Source organism: Enterobacter sp. MGH 4 (assembly GCF_000534735.1).
In the GTDB taxonomy this organism is placed as follows: Bacteria; Pseudomonadota; Gammaproteobacteria; order Enterobacterales; family Enterobacteriaceae; genus Enterobacter; species Enterobacter intestinihominis.
Map to the genome: position 1 here is coordinate 824,640 of NZ_KI973289.1, position 18,070 is coordinate 842,709.

Below are 18,070 nucleotides of genomic sequence, written 5' to 3' on the forward strand. Positions count from 1 at the left end.
TGCTGGCAGTGCTACTATCGCTGCAAGTTTCATGCGTATTTGTCTTAATTGATCGGCAACGCGTTCTTTTCAGACCCGTATTAGTGGCTGAGACTGTATACTCAACGCGTTATTCAATGCATAAAAGTTCAAAACTTGAACAGTTCAGGAGAATTTCAATGGCTGCCCTAAATTCGAAAGTCAGAAAGGCCGTTATCCCGGTGGCGGGATTGGGTACCAGGATGTTGCCAGCGACGAAGGCAATCCCAAAAGAGATGCTGCCTCTGGTTGATAAGCCATTAATCCAGTATGTCGTGAATGAGTGTATTGCGGCAGGTATCACCGAAATTGTACTGGTGACGCATTCATCTAAAAACTCTATCGAAAACCATTTCGATACCAGTTTCGAACTCGAAGCAATGCTGGAAAAACGCGTAAAGCGCCAGCTGCTGGAGGAAGTGCAGTCTATTTGCCCTCCACACGTTACCATTATGCAGGTTCGTCAGGGCCTGGCGAAGGGCCTGGGGCACGCAGTATTGTGTGCACATCCGGTAGTGGGTGATGAGCCGGTCGCGGTTATTCTGCCAGACGTGATCCTTGATGAGTATGAGTCCGATCTTTCCCAGGAAAACCTGGCGGAAATGATTAAACGCTTCGACGAAACCGGCAGCAGCCAGATTATGGTTGAGCCAGTCGACGATGTGACTGCTTACGGTGTGGTTGACTGCAAAGGTGTTGCCCTGCAACCTGGTGAAAGCGTACCAATGGTTGGCGTTGTTGAAAAACCTAAAGCGGACGTCGCGCCGTCTAACCTTGCTGTCGTTGGCCGTTACGTACTGAGTGCTGAAATCTGGGCGCTGCTGGCCAAAACGCCTCCGGGTGCGGGCGATGAAATCCAGCTGACGGATGCTATCGATATGCTGATCGAGAAAGAGACCGTGGAAGCCTACCATATGAAAGGTAAGAGCCATGACTGCGGTAATAAGCTCGGTTATATGCAGGCATTCGTCGAATATGGCATTCGCCATAACAGCCTGGGTGAAGAATTTAAAGCCTGGCTCAAAGGTAGCGTGGGTATTAAGTAATAAACTCACGGACCAGTGAACAAGACCGGTGTGGCGATGCCCACCGGTTTTTTTATGCCTGTCGATCCGTAATTGGCTGGAGATTGTCAAGGACGTTAAATAGTGAGCCAGGCAATATGACAGAATGTAAGGAGATGTTTGGGGAATATTATGGGCATAAAAAATCCCGCATTAAGCGGGATTTTTCAGAATCTTTCCAGATTAATCCTTGATCAGGAAGTCATCCAGTTGTTTACCTTGTTCGTCCATAGCTTTCTTGATTACAGCAGGAGTACGACCCTGGCCGGTCCAGGTTTTCTCTTCGCCGTTCTCGTCGATGTAGCTATATTTAGCAGGACGTGCTGCGCGTTTTGCTTTGGTACCGATTTTAGCCGCAGCCATGCTGTTCAGCAATTCGTTTGGATCGATACCATCGGCAATCAGCATTTCGCGATACTGTTGCAGTTTACGTGTACGTTCTTCGATTTCAGCCGCTGCTGCGCTTTCTTCTTCACGACGTTCGTTAACGACAACTTCTAATTTTTCGAGCATCTCTTCAAGCGTTTCAAGGGTACATTCTCTTGCCTGCGCACGAAGAGTACGGATGTTGTTCAGAATTTTAAGTGCTTCGCTCATTGTAGTAATCTCAAACTTATAATGGGGGTGGGTTTGTTGTCCTAATAATAGAGCGTTAATTTCACTTGTGCAATAGGTTGGAATGTAAGGAATTCAAAAAATACAAAATTAATGACGCTATTATTAATTACGCTAACTTAAATTTCATTGTTTGCTGGGGCGATGAGATATCGTTTCAAACGGCAAAAGCGCGTCATTTGCATGTTTGTTTTGTGACTTTTACCTCAGGAATTATAGTTGCGGTTGATAAATATCAGCCTTTCGTATTACTCCGGCTAAGCGCAGCGAACAGAAGAATAGTTAATAAATAGTGAATTTTAAAGATTGCAGAAGCCACTATAAAAAGAAGTGTTATCTCCGGTGTCGAGCTCGCCTTATTGTCCGTGCTAAAAGCCTTTACTGTCTGTTTTAACGCATTATTTTGCGCTATCAACGAAGAGTTTATTGGTGCAGAACAGCCTGGAGCACGCAGCCCGCCGCTGATGACAATACAAAATATGGTACAATGATCCATCGGGAATATTACACATTGATTAGGGTTCTTCGGCCAATGGCACAACTTTATTTCTACTATTCGGCAATGAATGCAGGGAAATCGACGGCGTTACTGCAATCCTCATACAATTATCAGGAGCGGGGGATGCGTACCGTTGTTTATACCGCCGAAATCGACGATCGCTTTGGGGCAGGGAAGGTAAGCTCAAGAATAGGGCTCTCGTCGCCTGCAAGGCTGTTTAACCCTGAAACGGACCTGCTTGAGGACATTCGTGCCCAGCATGCCTCTAAGCCTGTCCATTGCGTGCTGGTAGATGAAAGCCAGTTCCTGACCCGCGAGCAGGTCCATGCGCTTTCAGAGGTCGTTGATGAGCTGGATATTCCCGTTCTTTGCTATGGATTACGCACTGACTTTCGCGGTGAGTTATTTGCCGGTAGCCAGTATCTGCTCGCCTGGTCGGATAAGCTGGTTGAGCTGAAAACTATCTGCTTTTGTGGCCGCAAGGCAAGTATGGTTCTTCGCCTGGACCAGTCGGGCAAGCCTTATGCTGATGGCGAGCAGGTGGTGATAGGGGGCAATGAACGTTATGTCTCGGTCTGCCGCAAGCATTATAAAGAGGCGCTGGCTGTAGGCTCGCTGACGGCGTTACAGGGCGACAATCGCAAATAAAAAAAATGTCTTACGGATCCTCAGATATAAAAAAACCCGCCAGCGGCGGGTTTTTTTTCACACTGTCAATCAAGCATTTTTCTTCGCTTTCTTGTCAGCCTTTACAACTGCGGGGATGTCAACTTTTACGGCAGCGACATCGCTTTCAGTGAAGTTACGACCGTAATAGGTATCCAGCAGGATCTGTTTCAGTTCGGAAATCAGTGGGTAGCGCGGGTTAGCACCAGTACACTGGTCATCGAATGCATCTTCAGACAGCTTATCTACGTGAGCGAGGAAGTCAGCTTCCTGAACGCCTGCTTCGCGGATAGATTTAGGAATACCCAGTTCAGCCTTCAGGCTTTCCAGCCATGCCAGCAGTTTCTCGATCTTCGCTGCAGTACGGTCGCCCGGTGCGCTCAGACCCAGGTGGTCTGCGATTTCAGCGTAGCGACGACGAGCTTGCGGACGGTCGTACTGGCTGAATGCAGTCTGCTTGGTTGGGTTGTCGTTGGCGTTATAGCGGATAACGTTGCTGATCAACAGGGCGTTCGCCAGACCGTGAGGAATGTGGAACTGTGAACCCAGCTTGTGCGCCATGGAGTGACAGACACCCAGGAAGGCGTTAGCAAATGCAATGCCCGCGATGGTTGCCGCACTGTGTACACGTTCACGAGCTACAGGGTTTTTCGAACCTTCGTTGTAAGAAGCTGGCAGGTTTTCTTTCAGCAGTTTCAGTGCCTGTAAAGCCTGACCGTCAGAGAACTCAGAAGCCAGTACGGAAACGTAAGCTTCCAGGGCGTGAGTTACCGCATCCAGACCACCGAACGCACACAGTGATTTCGGCATTTCCATGACCAGGTTGGCGTCAACGATAGCCATATCTGGAGTCAGTGCGTAGTCAGCCAGCGGATATTTCTGACCCGTTGCGTCATCAGTCACAACAGCAAATGGCGTCACTTCTGAACCGGTACCGGAAGTGGTGGTGACGGCGATCATTTTCGCTTTCACGCCCATTTTCGGGAACTTGTAGATACGTTTACGGATATCCATAAAGCGCAGCGCCAGTTCTTCGAAGTGGGTTTCCGGATGCTCGTACATGACCCACATAATTTTCGCGGCGTCCATTGGGGAACCGCCACCAAGTGCGATGATCACATCAGGTTTGAAGGAGTTAGCCAGTTCAGCGCCTTTACGTACAACGCTCAGGGTTGGGTCAGCTTCAACTTCAAAGAAGACTTCAGTTTCGACGCCAGACGCTTTCAGAACAGAGGTGATCTGGTCTGCATAGCCATTGTTGAACAGGAAACGGTCAGTCACGATGAGCGCACGTTTGTGGCCATCAGTAATCACTTCGTCCAGCGCGATTGGCAGAGAGCCGCGGCGGAAGTAGATAGATTTCGGAAGTTTGTGCCACAACATGTTTTCAGCTCGCTTAGCAACGGTTTTCTTGTTGATCAGGTGTTTTGGACCAACGTTTTCAGAGATGGAGTTACCACCCCAGGAACCACAACCCAGAGTCAGGGAAGGTGCGAGTTTGAAGTTATACAGGTCACCGATACCACCCTGAGAAGCAGGGGTGTTGATCAGGATACGTGCCGTCTTCATCTTCTGACCGAAGTAAGCAACACGCTCTGGCTGGTTATCCTGGTCGGTGTACAGGCAAGAGGTGTGGCCGATACCGCCCATCGCCACCAGCTTCTCTGCTTTTTCTACCGCGTCATCGAAATCTTTCGCACGGTACATTGCCAGTGTCGGGGATAGTTTTTCGTGAGCAAACGGCTCACTTTCATCAACGACTTTCACTTCACCAATCAGAATCTTGGTGGTAGCAGGGACGCTAAAGCCGGCGAGTTCAGCGATTTTATACGCCGGCTGACCTACGATAGCTGCGTTCAGTGCACCATTTTTCAGAATCACGTCCTGAACGGCTTTCAGTTCTTTACCTTGCAACAGGTAGCCGCCGTGGCTGGCGAAACGTTCACGAACGGCGTCGTATACCGAATCAACCACGACAACAGACTGTTCAGATGCACAGATAACGCCGTTATCGAAGGTTTTCGACATCAGCACAGAGGCAACTGCACGCTTGATATCTGCCGTTTCGTCGATCACAACAGGAGTATTACCTGCGCCTACGCCGATGGCTGGTTTACCGGAGCTGTATGCTGCTTTAACCATACCAGGACCGCCGGTCGCCAGGATTAGGTTAATGTCCGGGTGATGCATCAGGGCATTGGACAGTTCAACAGAAGGTTGGTCGATCCAACCGATCAGATCTTTTGGCGCACCCGCAGCAATGGCAGCCTGAAGCACGATATCCGCTGCTTTGTTGGTGGCGTCTTTCGCACGTGGATGCGGGGAGAAAATGATTGCATTACGTGTTTTCAGACTGATAAGAGATTTGAAGATGGCGGTAGAGGTTGGGTTAGTGGTTGGAACGATACCGCAAATAATGCCGATGGGTTCAGCGATAGTGATGGTGCCAAAAGTGTCGTCTTCTGACAGCACACCGCAGGTTTTCTCATCTTTATAGGCGTTGTAGATATACTCTGAAGCAAAGTGGTTTTTGATCACTTTATCTTCAACGATACCCATACCGGATTCGGCAACGGCCATTTTAGCGAGAGGGATTCGAGCATCTGCAGCAGCCAGAGCGGCCGCGCGGAAGATTTTATCAACCTGTTCTTGGGTGAAATTGGCATATTCACGCTGGGCTTTTTTCACGCGCTCGACGAGGGCGTTCAGTTCAGCGATATTGGTAACAGCCATAATGCTCTCCTGATAATGTTTAAACTCTTTTAGTAAACCAGCGCTCGATACGTCTGACAGTATAGTCAGAGCCGATCCCACTTGCGTAACACACAGTAAAACAAAGGATTACTCACTGCTTCCGCTCACTAATTTACTAAAAGAGCCTTACCTTAGCATCATACCTTTTTGATAGGTGATCTCCCTGGCGGCGTAACCAAGATTACTCACTTCTGAGTACGAAAATTATGATCAAGATCAATTTTGTCCTAAGCTGATACCTTTCAGCAGGGTTATTTTGTGCTAATTATTCCAGTGTTAAATAATTAAGTAACTATTGGAAGTGGCGCTATCATTGATTATACAAATGTTTAACATCATGAATTGATAACGTTTTAGAACAGATTTCTGGTGAAGTGTGCGGCTAAAAAGCGTATCTTCAGCGCGGATTTATCATTACACGCTGTCTCTCCCTGACCATGCTCAATTGCGGAGCTTAATGTGATTCAAACGCTCTTTGATTTCCCTACATATTTCAAGTTTTTTATTGGCTTGTTTGCCCTGGTCAACCCGGTAGGGATTATCCCTGTCTTCATCAGTATGACCAGTTATCAGACAGCTGCCGCGCGAAATAAAACCAACCTGACGGCAAACCTGTCGGTGGCGATTATCTTGCTTACGTCTCTTTATCTGGGGGACGCCATTCTTCAGGTCTTCGGCATCTCGATTGATTCGTTCCGAATAGCAGGCGGGATCCTGGTGGTGACGATTGCAATGTCGATGATCAGCGGCAAGCTGGGGGAGGATAAACAGAATAAGCAGGAAAAATCAGAGACAGCTATCCGCGAGAGCATCGGCGTGGTGCCACTGGCACTGCCGCTGATGGCGGGCCCGGGGGCAATCAGCTCTACCATTGTATGGGGAACACGCTATCACAGCCTGATGCACCTGATTGGCTTCTCTGTCGCCATTGCCCTGTTCGCACTTTGCTGCTGGGGCGTATTTCGTATGGCGCCATGGCTGGTTCGCTTGCTGGGACAAACGGGCATCAACGTGATTACCCGTATCATGGGTCTGTTGTTAATGGCGTTAGGCATCGAATTTATCGTTACCGGTATAAAAAGTATCTTCCCCGGATTAGTACACTGACTTTCTTTTGAAAGAGCGGAGCCAGCGGCTCCGTTTTTTTACGTGAATATCAGCAAATCATATAAATAAAGTTGAAATACGCACCAGCCATAATAAGTTCTACTAATAACCCTCTTTTGTTGATTTTCAAGAGGTTGTTTATTTTCAGTTTGCTTCTCTGCCCATAAATCCTTCAAACGCTCTGTTATTTTACTCACATGATACTCTGGGGCTTGCTGACAGATAACCGAAATGATATTAGTAATTTCGACGCTGACCCAGACGAATGTGCTAAATAATAACCAGATGTTAAATTTTCGTGAAAAATCGTCCGAATTTGTCATGTCATCGCACCAGTCACGAGAGAACTCTACAACTGAATGTATTGTAAGGGTTTTACTTGTTTTTGGCGTGAAAGGTGGTCGGCGGCATAGCTACGCCTGACTCCGTAAAAGAGAAATGCTTAACAAATTTGCAAAATGTATTGGCGAGAGTTGGCACCATTTGGTACTTTCCGGCCTTATATTTTGCGGCATTAAACAAGTTGATGAGAACTATTTTCATATAGACCTCACTTAAGCTTTCCAGCACACCTCACTGACAGGGGAGAGGTGTAAAGAATCGACGCAAGATCGCCGTACGAGCGGTCAGTAATAATGAAGTCGATGATAGCAAGAAGTAAAAAAAGAACCTGACAGCAGCAAAAAAAACTCCTGCGCTGTACAGGCCCCAACAGGGGATTACACAACTGGCGAAGGCCAGTCATAATAATGAGTGGAGTATCAACACAATGTCCATCATCACAAAAAAAAGTCTGGTAGCGGCGGGGATTTTAACTGCGCTAATCGCGGGCAACGCTGCAATGGCTGCGGACGTTCCTGCTGGTGTTCAGCTGGCTGAGAAGCAAACGCTGGTACGTAATAACGGTGCGGAAGTGCAGTCTCTTGATCCGCACAAAATTGAAGGTGTTCCAGAGTCTAACGTTAACCGCGATCTGTTTGAAGGTCTGCTGGTGACTGACGTAGACGGCCACCCGGCTCCGGGCGTGGCGGAAAAATGGGACAACAAAGATTTTAAAGTCTGGACCTTCCATCTGCGTAAAGATGCCAAATGGTCTGACGGTACGCCGGTTACCGCCGAAGATTTCGTCTATAGCTGGCAGCGTCTGGCGGATCCGAATACCGCCTCCCCGTACGCGAGTTACCTCCAGTATGGCCATATCGCCAATATTGATGACATCATCACGGGTAAAAAGCCAGTAACCGACCTGGGCGTAAAAGCCATCGATGCCAACACTTTTGAAGTGACGTTGAGCGAACCTGTTCCGTACTTCTATAAGTTGCTGGTTCACCCGTCCGTTTCTCCGGTACCAAAATCCGCGGTAGAAAAATTTGGTGAAAAATGGACGCAGCCTGCGAATATCGTGACCAGCGGTGCATATAAGCTGAAGGACTGGGTCGTTAACGAGCGTATGGTGCTGGAGCGCAACCCGCAGTATTGGGATAATGCTAAGACGGTTATCAATCAGGTCACCTACCTGCCAATCTCTTCTGAGGTAACGGACGTAAACCGCTACCGCAGCGGCGAAATCGACATGACCTATAACAACATGCCGATTGAACTGTTCCAGAAGCTGAAAAAAGAGATCCCGAAAGAAGTTCACGTCGATCCGTATCTGTGCACCTACTATTATGAAATTAACAACCAGAAAGCACCGTTCACCGACGTACGTGTTCGTACCGCACTGAAGCTGGCTCTGGATCGCGACATTATCGTGAATAAAGTGAAGAATCAGGGCGACCTGCCGGCTTACAGCTACACCCCGCCTTACACCGACGGTATGAAGCTTGTTGAACCTGAATGGTTCAAATGGTCCCAGGAAAAACGTAACGAAGAAGCGAAAAAGCTGCTGGCTGAAGCGGGCTATACCGCCGACAAGCCGCTGACGTTTAGTCTGCTGTACAACACCTCCGATCTGCATAAAAAACTGGCTATTGCCGTCGCGTCAATCTGGAAGAAAAATCTCGGCGTGAACGTGAAGCTGGAAAATCAGGAATGGAAAACCTTCCTCGATACGCGCCATCAGGGAACCTTTGACGTGGCACGTGCAGGATGGTGTGCGGACTATAACGAACCGACCTCATTCCTGAACACCATGCTCAGCGACAGTTCGAACAATACCGCACACTATAAGAGCCCGGCGTTTGATAAGCTGATTGGCGATACCCTGAAAGTGGCAGATGACGCCCAGCGCGCCGATCTGTACGCGAAATCAGAACAACAGCTCGATAAAGACTCTGCGATCGTTCCGGTTTACTACTACGTTAACGCCCGCCTGGTGAAACCATGGGTAGGGGGTTATACCGGTAAAGACCCGTTGGATAATATTTCCGTTAAGAATCTTTATATTATCAAGCATTAATGGCAATACGTGGGGCGAGCGAGCTTGCCCCACTGTGTCTATTTTGTAACATTCATCAGGCACACGCCAGAAGGTACGGGCAATGTTGAAATTTATCCTGCGTCGCTGTCTTGAAGCGATTCCAACGTTATTTATTCTAATTACAATTTCCTTCTTCATGATGCGTCTTGCGCCGGGCAGTCCTTTTACCGGTGAACGCACGCTTCCGCCAGAAGTTATGGCCAACATCGAAGCGAAATACCATTTAAACGATCCTATCACCACGCAGTACTTCAACTATCTGAAGCAACTTGCACACGGTGATTTTGGTCCGTCATTCAAATATAAAGACTATTCCGTTAACGACCTGGTGGCGTCCAGCTTCCCGGTATCGGCTAAATTAGGGGCTGCTGCATTTATCCTGGCCGTTGTTCTCGGTGTCACTGCGGGCGTTATCGCCGCACTAAAACAAAATACCCGATGGGATTACGCCGTAATGGGGGTCGCAATGACCGGGGTGGTTATCCCCAGCTTCGTTGTCGCGCCGTTGCTGGTCATGATATTCGCGATAACCCTTAAATGGCTGCCCGGGGGCGGCTGGAATGGCGGGGCGCTGAAGTTCATGATATTGCCGATGGTGGCATTATCTCTGGCCTACATTGCCAGTATCGCCCGTATTACGCGTGGTTCAATGATTGAAGTCCTGCATTCGAACTTTATCCGTACCGCCCGAGCGAAAGGGTTGCCGATGCGTCGGATTATTTTCCGTCACGCTCTCAAGCCTGCACTGTTACCGGTGCTCTCCTATATGGGTCCTGCATTCGTCGGCATTATTACGGGTTCAATGGTGATTGAAACCATTTATGGCCTGCCGGGCATCGGGCAGTTGTTTGTTAACGGGGCGCTTAACCGAGACTATTCGCTGGTGCTGAGCCTGACGATCCTCGTGGGCGCGCTGACCATTCTGTTTAATGCCGTTGTCGATGTGCTGTATGCCGTTATCGATCCGAAAATCCGTTACTAACTGGAGCACGCCATGATGTTGAGTAAGAAAAACAGCGAGGCGCTGGAAAACTTCAGTGAAAAGCTGGAGGTCGAAGGTCGTAGCCTTTGGCAAGACGCCCGCCGTCGTTTTATGCATAACCGTGCCGCCGTTGCCAGCCTGGTCGTGCTGGTGCTTATCGCGCTGTTCGTAACCCTGGCACCAATGCTCTCTCAGTTCACCTATTTCGATACGGACTGGGGCATGATGTCCAGCGCGCCGGATATGGAATCCGGGCACTATTTCGGTACCGACTCCTCCGGGCGTGATTTGCTGGTGCGTGTGGCGATTGGCGGCCGTATCTCCCTGATGGTTGGCATCGCAGCGGCGCTGGTGGCGGTAATTGTCGGCACGCTTTACGGTTCGCTTTCCGGTTACCTCGGCGGGAAAGTGGACTCCGTGATGATGCGTATGCTTGAAATCCTGAACTCCTTCCCGTTCATGTTCTTCGTCATTCTGCTGGTGACCTTCTTTGGTCAAAATATCCTGCTGATCTTCGTGGCGATCGGGATGGTGTCCTGGCTGGATATGGCGCGTATTGTGCGCGGCCAGACGCTGAGCCTTAAACGTAAGGAGTTTATCGAAGCCGCACAGGTTGGTGGCGTTTCTACCGCCAATATTGTGGTGCGTCATATCGTTCCTAACGTGCTGGGCGTGGTGGTGGTATACGCCTCCCTGCTGGTGCCAAGTATGATCTTGTTTGAATCTTTCCTGAGCTTCCTGGGATTAGGTACGCAAGAGCCGTTGAGTAGCTGGGGCGCTCTGTTAAGTGACGGCGCAAACTCCATGGAAGTGTCACCGTGGTTACTGCTGTATCCGGCGGGCTTCCTGGTCGTCACCCTGTTCTGTTTCAACTTTATCGGCGATGGCCTGCGTGATGCCCTCGACCCGAAAGACCGCTAAGGAGCGCCGTCATGACCATTATTGAAACGGCAACCGCGCCACAGGCGCAACAGCGGACCAGCGCACTGCTGGACGTTAAAGACCTCCGCGTGACGTTTAAAACCCCCGACGGTGATGTGACTGCCGTTAACGATCTCAACTTCGACCTGCGTGCCGGTGAAACGCTGGGCATTGTGGGCGAATCCGGTTCCGGTAAATCCCAGACCGCATTCGCGCTGATGGGCCTGCTGGCATCAAACGGCGTGATAGGGGGTTCGGCGACGTTTAACGGGAAAGAGATCCTGAATTTGCCGGAACATGAGCTGAACAAACTGCGCGCCGAGCAGATTTCAATGATTTTCCAGGATCCGATGACCTCCCTGAACCCCTATATGCGGGTGGGTGAACAGCTGATGGAAGTGCTGATGCTCCACAAGGGGCTGGGCAAAGCCGAAGCGTTTGAAGAGTCCGTCAAAATGCTGGATGCGGTGAAAATGCCTGAAGCACGCAAGCGCATGCGCATGTATCCGCACGAGTTCTCCGGCGGTATGCGTCAGCGCGTCATGATCGCGATGGCATTGCTTTGCCGGCCAAAACTGCTGATCGCTGATGAACCAACCACCGCTCTCGACGTGACCGTCCAGGCGCAGATCATGACGTTGCTGAACGAGCTGAAGCGTGAGTTCAACACCGCCATCATCATGATCACCCACGATTTAGGCGTCGTTGCCGGGATCTGCGACAAAGTGTTAGTCATGTATGCAGGCCGCACGATGGAATACGGTAATGCCCGCGATGTGTTCTACCAGCCAGCCCACCCGTACTCTATCGGGCTGCTGAATGCCGTACCGCGCCTCGATGCGGAAGGGGAGTCGCTGCTGACTATCCCGGGCAACCCGCCAAACCTGCTGCGTTTGCCAAAAGGCTGCCCGTTCCAGCCACGCTGTCCGCATGCGATGGAAATCTGTAACAGCGCACCGCCGCTGGAAGCGTTTGCCCCAGGCCGTCTACGCGCCTGCTTTAAGCCGCTGGAGGAGCTGGTATGAACGCAATCGACGAAAAAAGAAATGTGCTGCTCGAAATCGCTGACCTGAAGGTCCATTTCGATATCAAAGACGGTAAACAGTGGTTCTGGCAGCCAGCCAAAACCCTGAAAGCGGTGGATGGCGTCACGCTACGCCTGTACGAAGGGGAGACCCTGGGCGTGGTGGGCGAATCCGGCTGCGGCAAGTCGACATTTGCGCGTGCGATCATCGGCCTGGTGAAAGCCACCGACGGGAAAGTGGCCTGGCTTGGCAAAGATCTGCTGGGGATGAAGCCGGATGAATGGCGCAATGTGCGCAGTGATATCCAGATGATTTTCCAGGATCCTCTGGCGTCCCTGAACCCGCGTATGACCATTGGCGAAATCATTGCCGAGCCGCTGCGCACCTATCATCCGAAGATGCCGCGCCAGGAAGTTCGCGATCGGGTGAAAGCGATGATGCTGAAGGTGGGTCTGTTGCCTAACCTCATCAACCGCTACCCTCACGAGTTTTCCGGCGGTCAGTGCCAGCGTATCGGTATCGCACGCGCGTTGATCCTTGAACCGAAACTGATTATCTGTGATGAGCCGGTTTCGGCGCTGGACGTTTCCATCCAGGCCCAGGTGGTTAACCTGCTACAGAAACTGCAACGGGAAATGGGGCTGTCGCTGATCTTCATCGCCCACGATCTGGCGGTGGTAAAACACATTTCAGACCGTGTGCTGGTCATGTATCTGGGCCACGCCGTGGAACTGGGCACGTATGATGAGGTGTACCATAATCCGCTGCACCCTTATACCAAAGCGCTGATGTCTGCGGTTCCCGTTCCGGATCCCGATCTGGAAAAAAATAAAACCATTCAGCTTCTGGAAGGTGAACTGCCTTCGCCAATCAACCCGCCTTCAGGCTGCGTATTCCGTACGCGATGCCCAATAGCCGGGCCGGAATGTGCAAAAACACGGCCGGTTCTGGAGGGCAGTTTCCGACATGCGGTTTCCTGCCTGAAAGTAGACCCGTTATAATCGCAAGGGCTGACATGATGTCAGCCCTTATTTTTTAGAGGTTAATGTGTCGCGATTATTCACGTCGGCCCGTCAGCGGCTTTATCACCTTTTATTTGATCCAGAAACGGTTTCCGGTCGCCGTTTCGAGGGTCTGTGTGGCTTATTTGCGCTGATTAGCGTCATTATTATCTTTATCGAATCCGGTGCCGGAACGCAGTACCACATGACGTATGAGGAGTGGCACGTTTTTGTCTGGCTGGAATTGATCGTCACGCTGGTGTTTACCGCAGAGTATGTGCTGAGGGTCATTAGCTGGCCAAATCCGGCGAAATACGTTTTCAGCTTCTGGGGATTTATTGATTTAGCCACTATCCTGCCGCTGTATGTCATGTGGCTGTGGCCTGAGATCAGCCTGAATTATGTGTTTGCCTGGCGCGCAATGCGGGCGATTCGTGTGTTACGAATTCTGAAGCTGCTGCGCTTTATGCCGTCGCTGAGGGTTTTTTGGGTCGCCATTGTCAGCGCCCGCCACCAGCTTATTCTCTTCTATTCGTTTATTGCTATCGTGATGATCGTTTTTGGCTCCCTGATGTATTTAATCGAAGGGCCAAAATACGGGTTTACCACGCTTAATGCGTCGGTTTACTGGGCTATCGTCACGGTGACCACCGTGGGCTATGGCGATATTACACCGCATACGCCGCTCGGACGTATTGTGGCATCGGTTCTTATCCTGATCGGTTATTCGGTGATAGCGATACCGACGGGGCTAATTACCACCCATATGAGCAGCGCCTTCCAGAACAGCAAGCAGCAACGCAAATGTCCGAATTGTCAGCAGGGAAATCATGAACCCGGGGCGCGGTTTTGTCACCGCTGTGGAAATGCCTTGCCGGATTAAATAAAAAAGGCTGCGCGGGCAGCCTTTTTTATTATTCACGCCAGAGAATATGGCACAGCTTGTGGTCTTTCTCGCGGCACAGCAGGACGCGGGCAAAGATGTCGTTAATTTCTCCGCCGTCTTCATCTGCCAGGCCAATTACCACCTCAGCGAAGAAGTCCGGGTTGAGATCAAAATCGACGTGTTCGGCCCAGTCTTCAGACGGATCGAACAGCTCAGCACCGCCACGCTCTTCAAATTGCAGGTTGAAAAGAATGACGTCAGCAGGGTCGAGATTATCGACCGCCAGCTCGAGAAAAATATCGTAGGCCTGTTCGAGCGTTTCGTCTTCGGTCAGGCGATTGTTCAGATCCATTTCCATGATGACTACCTGTTAAACATCGTTGGGCACGTTTTACAGCAACGGACTAAAGAAGTAAAACAGTCGTTCGGCAATTCGCTGCCACAGCGGACGTTTCGCCCACAGTCTGGCGTCCAGCAGGCGTGAGCGGGAGATATAATCATCCTGAACCGCCGCCAGATCGCCGCCGAAACCGGCGTCATCAATGACCAGCGTAATTTCAAAATTTAGCCACAGACTGCGCATATCGAGGTTGACGGTACCCACCAGGCTCAGCTCTCCGTCTACCAGCACGCTCTTGGTGTGTAACAGACCGCCTTCGAACTGATAGATTTTAACGCCCGCGGCCAGCAGCTCACTAAAGAACGCGCGACTTGCCCACCCGACCAGCAGCGAATCGTTCTTGCGCGGCATAATAATGCTCACATCCACTCCGCGCTGTGCCGCTGTACAGATGGCGTGCAGAAGGTCGTCGCTGGGGACGAAATAGGGCGTGGTCATGATCAGATATTCCCGCGCGGAGTACGCGGCGGTAAGCAGTGCCTGATGGATCAGATCTTCCGGGAAGCCAGGACCGGAGGCGATAGTGTGGATAGTGTGCCCGCTGGCTTCCTCAAACGGCATGATATTGCCATCCGGCGGCGGGGGAAGAATGCGTTTACCGGTTTCAATTTCCCAGTCGCACGAATAGACGATGCCCATAGAGGTTGCCACCGGGCCTTCCATGCGAGCCATCAAATCGATCCATTGCCCCACGCCAGAATCCTGTTTAAAGAAGCGGGGGTCGACCATGTTCATGCTGCCGGTGTAGGCGATATAGTTATCGATCAGGACCATTTTCCGGTGCTGACGAAGATCCATGCGGCGCAGAAAGACGCGCATAAGATTCACTTTCAGCGCCTCGACCACCTCGATACCGGCGTTGCGCATCATGCCTGCCCACGGGCTACGGAAAAAGGCCACGCTGCCGGCGGAGTCCAGCATCAGGCGGCAGTGGATACCGCGACGTGCAGCGGCCATCAGCGATTCGGCGACCTGGTCCGCCATGCCGCCCGGCTGCCAGATATAAAACACCATCTCGATATTATGCCGGGCGAGCTGGATATCACGGATCAGCGCCTGCATCACGTCATCGGAAGAGGTCATCAGTTGCAGCTGATTGCCTTTTACCCCAGCAATGCCCTGGCGGCGTTCGCACAGCTTGAACAAAGATGCGGCCACGCTGCTGTTCTCTTCGGCGAAGATATGCTTGCAGGCTTTAAGGTCGGCAAGCCATTTTGCCGTGGAGGGCCACATGGCACGGGCGCGTTCGGCCCGGCGTTTACCCAGATGAAGTTCACCGAAAGAGAGATAGGCGATGATGCCCACCAGCGGCAGAATGTAGATAATCAGAAGCCAGGCCATGGCGGAAGGTACCGCTCTGCGTTTCATCAGAATGCGCAACGTCACCCCGGCAATTAACAGCCAGTATCCTAAAATGACCAGCCAACTCACCACGGTGTAGAAGGTTGTCATAAATAAAAAATCCTTTTGAAAGCGTATTGTTATGAGTTTACGCATCAGGATTCATCTGGCAAATAAAAACGGCAGATAAAAGCGCTGGTTTGCCGCCTGCTTAGGCATATAATGGCATCTCTGTTAGAGAAAGAGTTGTAGACATGAAGCGCAGTAGAACTGAAGTAGGGCGCTGGCGCATGTTGCGACAGGTGAGTCGTCGTAAGGCTCGTTGGCTGGAAGCACAATCCCGCCGCAATATGCGTATCCACGCCATCAGAAAATGTGGCCTGAACAGACACCGTAACGCGCTGCTGTTCGCGGTCCAGGATATCTGAAAAGCATGAGGGGCACCGTAAAGGTGCCCATTAAACATCCAGACTATTAATCTTTGCAGTCTCCTCACGTCTGCTTTCCACGATATACTACGTCCCCATAACGTCATGATATTAAAAGATGAATCCTTATCTCTGGATTTTTATTGCACTTTTGGCGCTGGATGCGCTCAGGGAAGGTTTAGGACTTTCGTCATTTTCCTCATTGGCAGATTATGTTTTTGCGTGGGGAATACATTGGCTTTATTAAAGGAAAAAAGGATGAACGTAAAAGTGATGGCAGCACTCTTCGGGATTGCAGTATTAAGCGGTTGTGCCAGTAGCAAAACCTCACCCGAACGGCACGCGTTTTATTTCGTGTCGCATCAGTCCAGCTTTACTGGCGGCAATTACACCTCCAGCGTGCAGAAAAATTATCACCTGAACGTAGCGCAGTTCCGCGAGCTTTATGCCCGGGGCAAAGCTGACCGTGCGGAAGGGCGGACTCAGGCTGAAGCCAGTGAATACGCGCAAAGCATTCGCGATCAGCTGAAAGAAAATGCGAAGTCGCAGGAATTGTACGCAGGCAACGCGAAGGATAAATGGTCTTCGGACATGGACAGTAAAGACGCCATATTATTTGGTAACGAACTGGCCGCGACTTATCTTGATGGCTATAACGGCGTACAATAGCGCAACTGATTCAGGGGATACCGTTATTACCGGTATCCCCGCTGTTTTTGAGCAAAAGGAGTGAGACGTGTTTGCGGAGTTTGGTGTACTGAATTTCTGGACCTATGTTGTCGGCGCATTTTTTATCGTGCTGGTTCCAGGACCGAACACCTTGTTTGTGCTGAAAACAGGGATTGGCCACGGCGTTAAGAAAGGCTATCTGGCAGCCACCGGTGTGTTTATTGGTGATGCCGTGCTGATGTTTCTGGCCTGGGCGGGCGTTGCCGCGTTGATCCAGACCACTCCGGTATTATTTAATATTGTCCGCTATCTTGGGGCGTTTTATCTGCTGTGGCTCGGCGGAAAAATGCTCTGGTCCGTTATGACACGTCAAAAAAATGCGCACGAAAGTAGCGCCGAACCGGCAAGCGCGATCCTTAAGCGTTCGCTGGTGCTGAGCCTGACGAACCCGAAAGCGATTCTCTTTTACGTATCGTTCTTCGTGCAGTTCATTGATGTCAATGCGAAGAATACCGGCACGTCGTTCCTGATCCTCGCCACAACGCTTGAGCTGATCAGCTTCATGTACATGAGCTTCCTGATTTTCTCAGGCGCGTTTGTCACGCGTTACCTGAAAACCAAAAAGAAACTGGCGAAGCTAGGGAACGGGTTGATAGGCCTGCTGTTTGTTGGATTTGCGGCGAGGCTGGCGTCGCTGCACTGAATGAAGAAAAGGCTCCTGAGGGAGCCTTTTTAATGTCTGGCGTAGCTGGAAAGCCGCGCCAGACAAGGCTTCACGTTTTACTACTAGCAGCCAAAAGCCATAAAAAGCGGCTCTGACGCGCCCGGAGTCCTGTCAATAACTGTGGAAAGCTCACAGGCGGTGGCGATCCAGTTATGACCCCCACACCGTCCGAGCAAGCTGCAGCGGTGTTAAATCTGATTGAGCGCGGGGTTATCGGTTGGAATGAGCCAGACGTTGTGTAGGTGCTTAACGAGGCGTTAAAAGCTCGCGCACCGCGCAAACATCGGCATCAAAGAAACAATGCGCCGCTCAAAACCAGCGAGCAAGCGCCATCAGCCCGGATGACAAAGTCCGAAAGGGATCGCGTCGCAAAAATTCGTTTCGATTTAGCTCAGGACGGCATTACCCCGGAACGGTGTGAGCTCGACGCGCTGGCGCGTGGGGCACGGTGATTTATGGCAAGAAAAGTTTCAAATATCCGGCTGCTGACGAGTGGCCTGGAAATTCAACTGAAATGGAGTGGACTTTATGAAAGATTATTTATTCAG

At 50.8% G+C, this 18,070-nt stretch carries 16 protein-coding genes and 2 pseudogenes; 14 read left to right on the forward strand and 4 right to left on the reverse strand.

Translation table 11 applies throughout. From position 1 onward, the window contains the following. The first annotated feature begins 158 nt into the window (after positions 1-158). Positions 159-1,064: a UTP--glucose-1-phosphate uridylyltransferase GalU gene (galU, locus tag L350_RS18400; RefSeq protein WP_022648355.1), complete on the forward strand. Its 906-nt coding sequence runs from the start codon at positions 159-161 to the stop codon at positions 1,062-1,064. Between the two features lie 201 nt (positions 1,065-1,265). Here the strand turns inward: galU and hns are convergent, their stop codons facing one another. Next, positions 1,266-1,679, reverse strand: coding sequence for a histone-like nucleoid-structuring protein H-NS (hns, locus tag L350_RS18395; RefSeq protein WP_032624106.1), 414 nt, complete (start codon positions 1,677-1,679; stop codon positions 1,266-1,268). A 550-nt stretch (positions 1,680-2,229) separates the two neighbouring features. On the opposite strand from hns, the gene tdk reads away from it, so the two are divergent. After that, a complete protein-coding gene (gene tdk, locus L350_RS18390; RefSeq protein WP_032622434.1) occupies positions 2,230-2,844 on the forward strand; it encodes a thymidine kinase in 615 nt (204 codons plus the stop codon). Between the two features lie 69 nt (positions 2,845-2,913). Here the strand turns inward: tdk and adhE are convergent, their stop codons facing one another. Next, on the reverse strand, positions 2,914-5,595 hold the full coding sequence (adhE, locus tag L350_RS18385; protein ID WP_032624107.1) for a bifunctional acetaldehyde-CoA/alcohol dehydrogenase: 2,682 nt from the start codon (positions 5,593-5,595) through the stop codon (positions 2,914-2,916). 480 nt (positions 5,596-6,075) lie between these two features. Between adhE and L350_RS18380 the strand changes: the two genes are divergently transcribed. The 7 genes and pseudogenes from L350_RS18380 to L350_RS18350 all read left to right on the forward strand — a co-directional run bounded on the left by L350_RS18380 (position 6,076) and on the right by L350_RS18350 (position 13,957). After that, positions 6,076-6,723, forward strand: a complete 648-nt coding sequence (locus L350_RS18380; protein WP_017384236.1) for a YchE family NAAT transporter — start codon at positions 6,076-6,078, stop codon at positions 6,721-6,723. Between the two features lie 769 nt (positions 6,724-7,492). After that, complete coding sequence (gene oppA / locus L350_RS18375; protein WP_032624110.1) at positions 7,493-9,124, forward strand: oligopeptide ABC transporter substrate-binding protein OppA; 1,632 nt, start codon at positions 7,493-7,495, stop codon at positions 9,122-9,124. An 82-nt stretch (positions 9,125-9,206) separates the two neighbouring features. Beyond that, positions 9,207-10,127, forward strand: a complete 921-nt coding sequence (oppB, locus tag L350_RS18370; protein WP_003856738.1) for an oligopeptide ABC transporter permease OppB — start codon at positions 9,207-9,209, stop codon at positions 10,125-10,127. A gap of 12 nt (positions 10,128-10,139) precedes the next feature. Beyond that, positions 10,140-11,048 carry an oligopeptide ABC transporter permease OppC gene (gene oppC, locus L350_RS18365; RefSeq protein WP_015570372.1) on the forward strand — a complete coding sequence of 303 codons (909 nt, stop codon included), beginning with the start codon at positions 10,140-10,142 and terminating at the stop codon, positions 11,046-11,048. Positions 11,049-11,059: 11 nt separating this feature from the next. Next, complete coding sequence (locus L350_RS18360; RefSeq protein ID WP_017384234.1) at positions 11,060-12,073, forward strand: ABC transporter ATP-binding protein; 1,014 nt, start codon at positions 11,060-11,062, stop codon at positions 12,071-12,073. Next, positions 12,070-13,074, forward strand: coding sequence for a murein tripeptide/oligopeptide ABC transporter ATP-binding protein OppF (gene oppF, locus L350_RS18355; RefSeq protein WP_022648351.1), 1,005 nt, complete (start codon positions 12,070-12,072; stop codon positions 13,072-13,074). Before L350_RS18360 ends, oppF begins: the two co-directional genes overlap by 4 nt. A gap of 14 nt (positions 13,075-13,088) precedes the next feature. Continuing rightward, a pseudogene (locus tag L350_RS18350) lies at positions 13,089-13,957 on the forward strand (ion transporter). A 31-nt stretch (positions 13,958-13,988) separates the two neighbouring features. On the opposite strand, the gene L350_RS18345 reads toward L350_RS18350, so the two are convergent. Together L350_RS18345 and cls are read right to left on the reverse strand one after the other, a co-directional pair. Beyond that, entirely contained in the window at positions 13,989-14,318 is a 330-nt protein-coding gene (locus L350_RS18345; protein ID WP_006810881.1) for an HI1450 family dsDNA-mimic protein, read from the reverse strand. Positions 14,319-14,351: 33 nt separating this feature from the next. Then, complete coding sequence (gene cls, locus L350_RS18340; RefSeq protein ID WP_022648349.1) at positions 14,352-15,812, reverse strand: cardiolipin synthase; 1,461 nt, start codon at positions 15,810-15,812, stop codon at positions 14,352-14,354. Positions 15,813-15,955: 143 nt separating this feature from the next. On the opposite strand from cls, the gene L350_RS24155 reads away from it, so the two are divergent. The 5 genes and pseudogenes from L350_RS24155 to L350_RS24605 form a co-directional block, all read left to right on the forward strand. Further along, on the forward strand, positions 15,956-16,129 hold the full coding sequence (locus tag L350_RS24155) for a YciY family protein (RefSeq protein ID WP_017384232.1): 174 nt from the start codon (positions 15,956-15,958) through the stop codon (positions 16,127-16,129). 118 nt (positions 16,130-16,247) lie between these two features. Further along, positions 16,248-16,376: a KPN_01571 family protein gene (locus L350_RS24845; protein WP_209662595.1), complete on the forward strand. Its 129-nt coding sequence runs from the start codon at positions 16,248-16,250 to the stop codon at positions 16,374-16,376. An 11-nt stretch (positions 16,377-16,387) separates the two neighbouring features. Further along, positions 16,388-16,798, forward strand: coding sequence for an Exc2 family lipoprotein (locus tag L350_RS18335; protein ID WP_022648348.1), 411 nt, complete (start codon positions 16,388-16,390; stop codon positions 16,796-16,798). Positions 16,799-16,865: 67 nt separating this feature from the next. Then, positions 16,866-17,501, forward strand: coding sequence for a leucine efflux protein LeuE (leuE, locus tag L350_RS18330; protein ID WP_006810877.1), 636 nt, complete (start codon positions 16,866-16,868; stop codon positions 17,499-17,501). An 87-nt stretch (positions 17,502-17,588) separates the two neighbouring features. After that, a pseudogene (locus tag L350_RS24605) lies at positions 17,589-18,054 on the forward strand (replication endonuclease); the annotation flags it as partial. Positions 18,055-18,070 lie beyond the last annotated feature (16 nt).

Excerpts from the sequence above, each read along its gene's own strand:
- galU (WP_022648355.1), top strand. The coding sequence starts at position 159 with ATGGCTGCCCTAAATTCGAAAGTCAGAAAGGCCGTTATCCCGGTGGCG.
- hns (WP_032624106.1), bottom strand. The coding sequence starts at position 1,679 with ATGAGCGAAGCACTTAAAATTCTGAACAACATCCGTACTCTTCGTGCG.
- tdk (WP_032622434.1), top strand. The coding sequence starts at position 2,230 with ATGGCACAACTTTATTTCTACTATTCGGCAATGAATGCAGGGAAATCG.
- adhE (WP_032624107.1), bottom strand. The coding sequence starts at position 5,595 with ATGGCTGTTACCAATATCGCTGAACTGAACGCCCTCGTCGAGCGCGTG.
- oppA (WP_032624110.1), top strand. The coding sequence starts at position 7,493 with ATGTCCATCATCACAAAAAAAAGTCTGGTAGCGGCGGGGATTTTAACT.
- oppB (WP_003856738.1), top strand. The coding sequence starts at position 9,207 with ATGTTGAAATTTATCCTGCGTCGCTGTCTTGAAGCGATTCCAACGTTA.
- oppC (WP_015570372.1), top strand. The coding sequence starts at position 10,140 with ATGATGTTGAGTAAGAAAAACAGCGAGGCGCTGGAAAACTTCAGTGAA.
- L350_RS18360 (WP_017384234.1), top strand. The coding sequence starts at position 11,060 with ATGACCATTATTGAAACGGCAACCGCGCCACAGGCGCAACAGCGGACC.
- oppF (WP_022648351.1), top strand. The coding sequence starts at position 12,070 with ATGAACGCAATCGACGAAAAAAGAAATGTGCTGCTCGAAATCGCTGAC.
- L350_RS18345 (WP_006810881.1), bottom strand. The coding sequence starts at position 14,318 with ATGGAAATGGATCTGAACAATCGCCTGACCGAAGACGAAACGCTCGAA.
- cls (WP_022648349.1), bottom strand. The coding sequence starts at position 15,812 with ATGACAACCTTCTACACCGTGGTGAGTTGGCTGGTCATTTTAGGATAC.
- L350_RS24155 (WP_017384232.1), top strand. The coding sequence starts at position 15,956 with ATGAAGCGCAGTAGAACTGAAGTAGGGCGCTGGCGCATGTTGCGACAG.
- L350_RS24845 (WP_209662595.1), top strand. The coding sequence starts at position 16,248 with ATGAATCCTTATCTCTGGATTTTTATTGCACTTTTGGCGCTGGATGCG.
- L350_RS18335 (WP_022648348.1), top strand. The coding sequence starts at position 16,388 with ATGAACGTAAAAGTGATGGCAGCACTCTTCGGGATTGCAGTATTAAGC.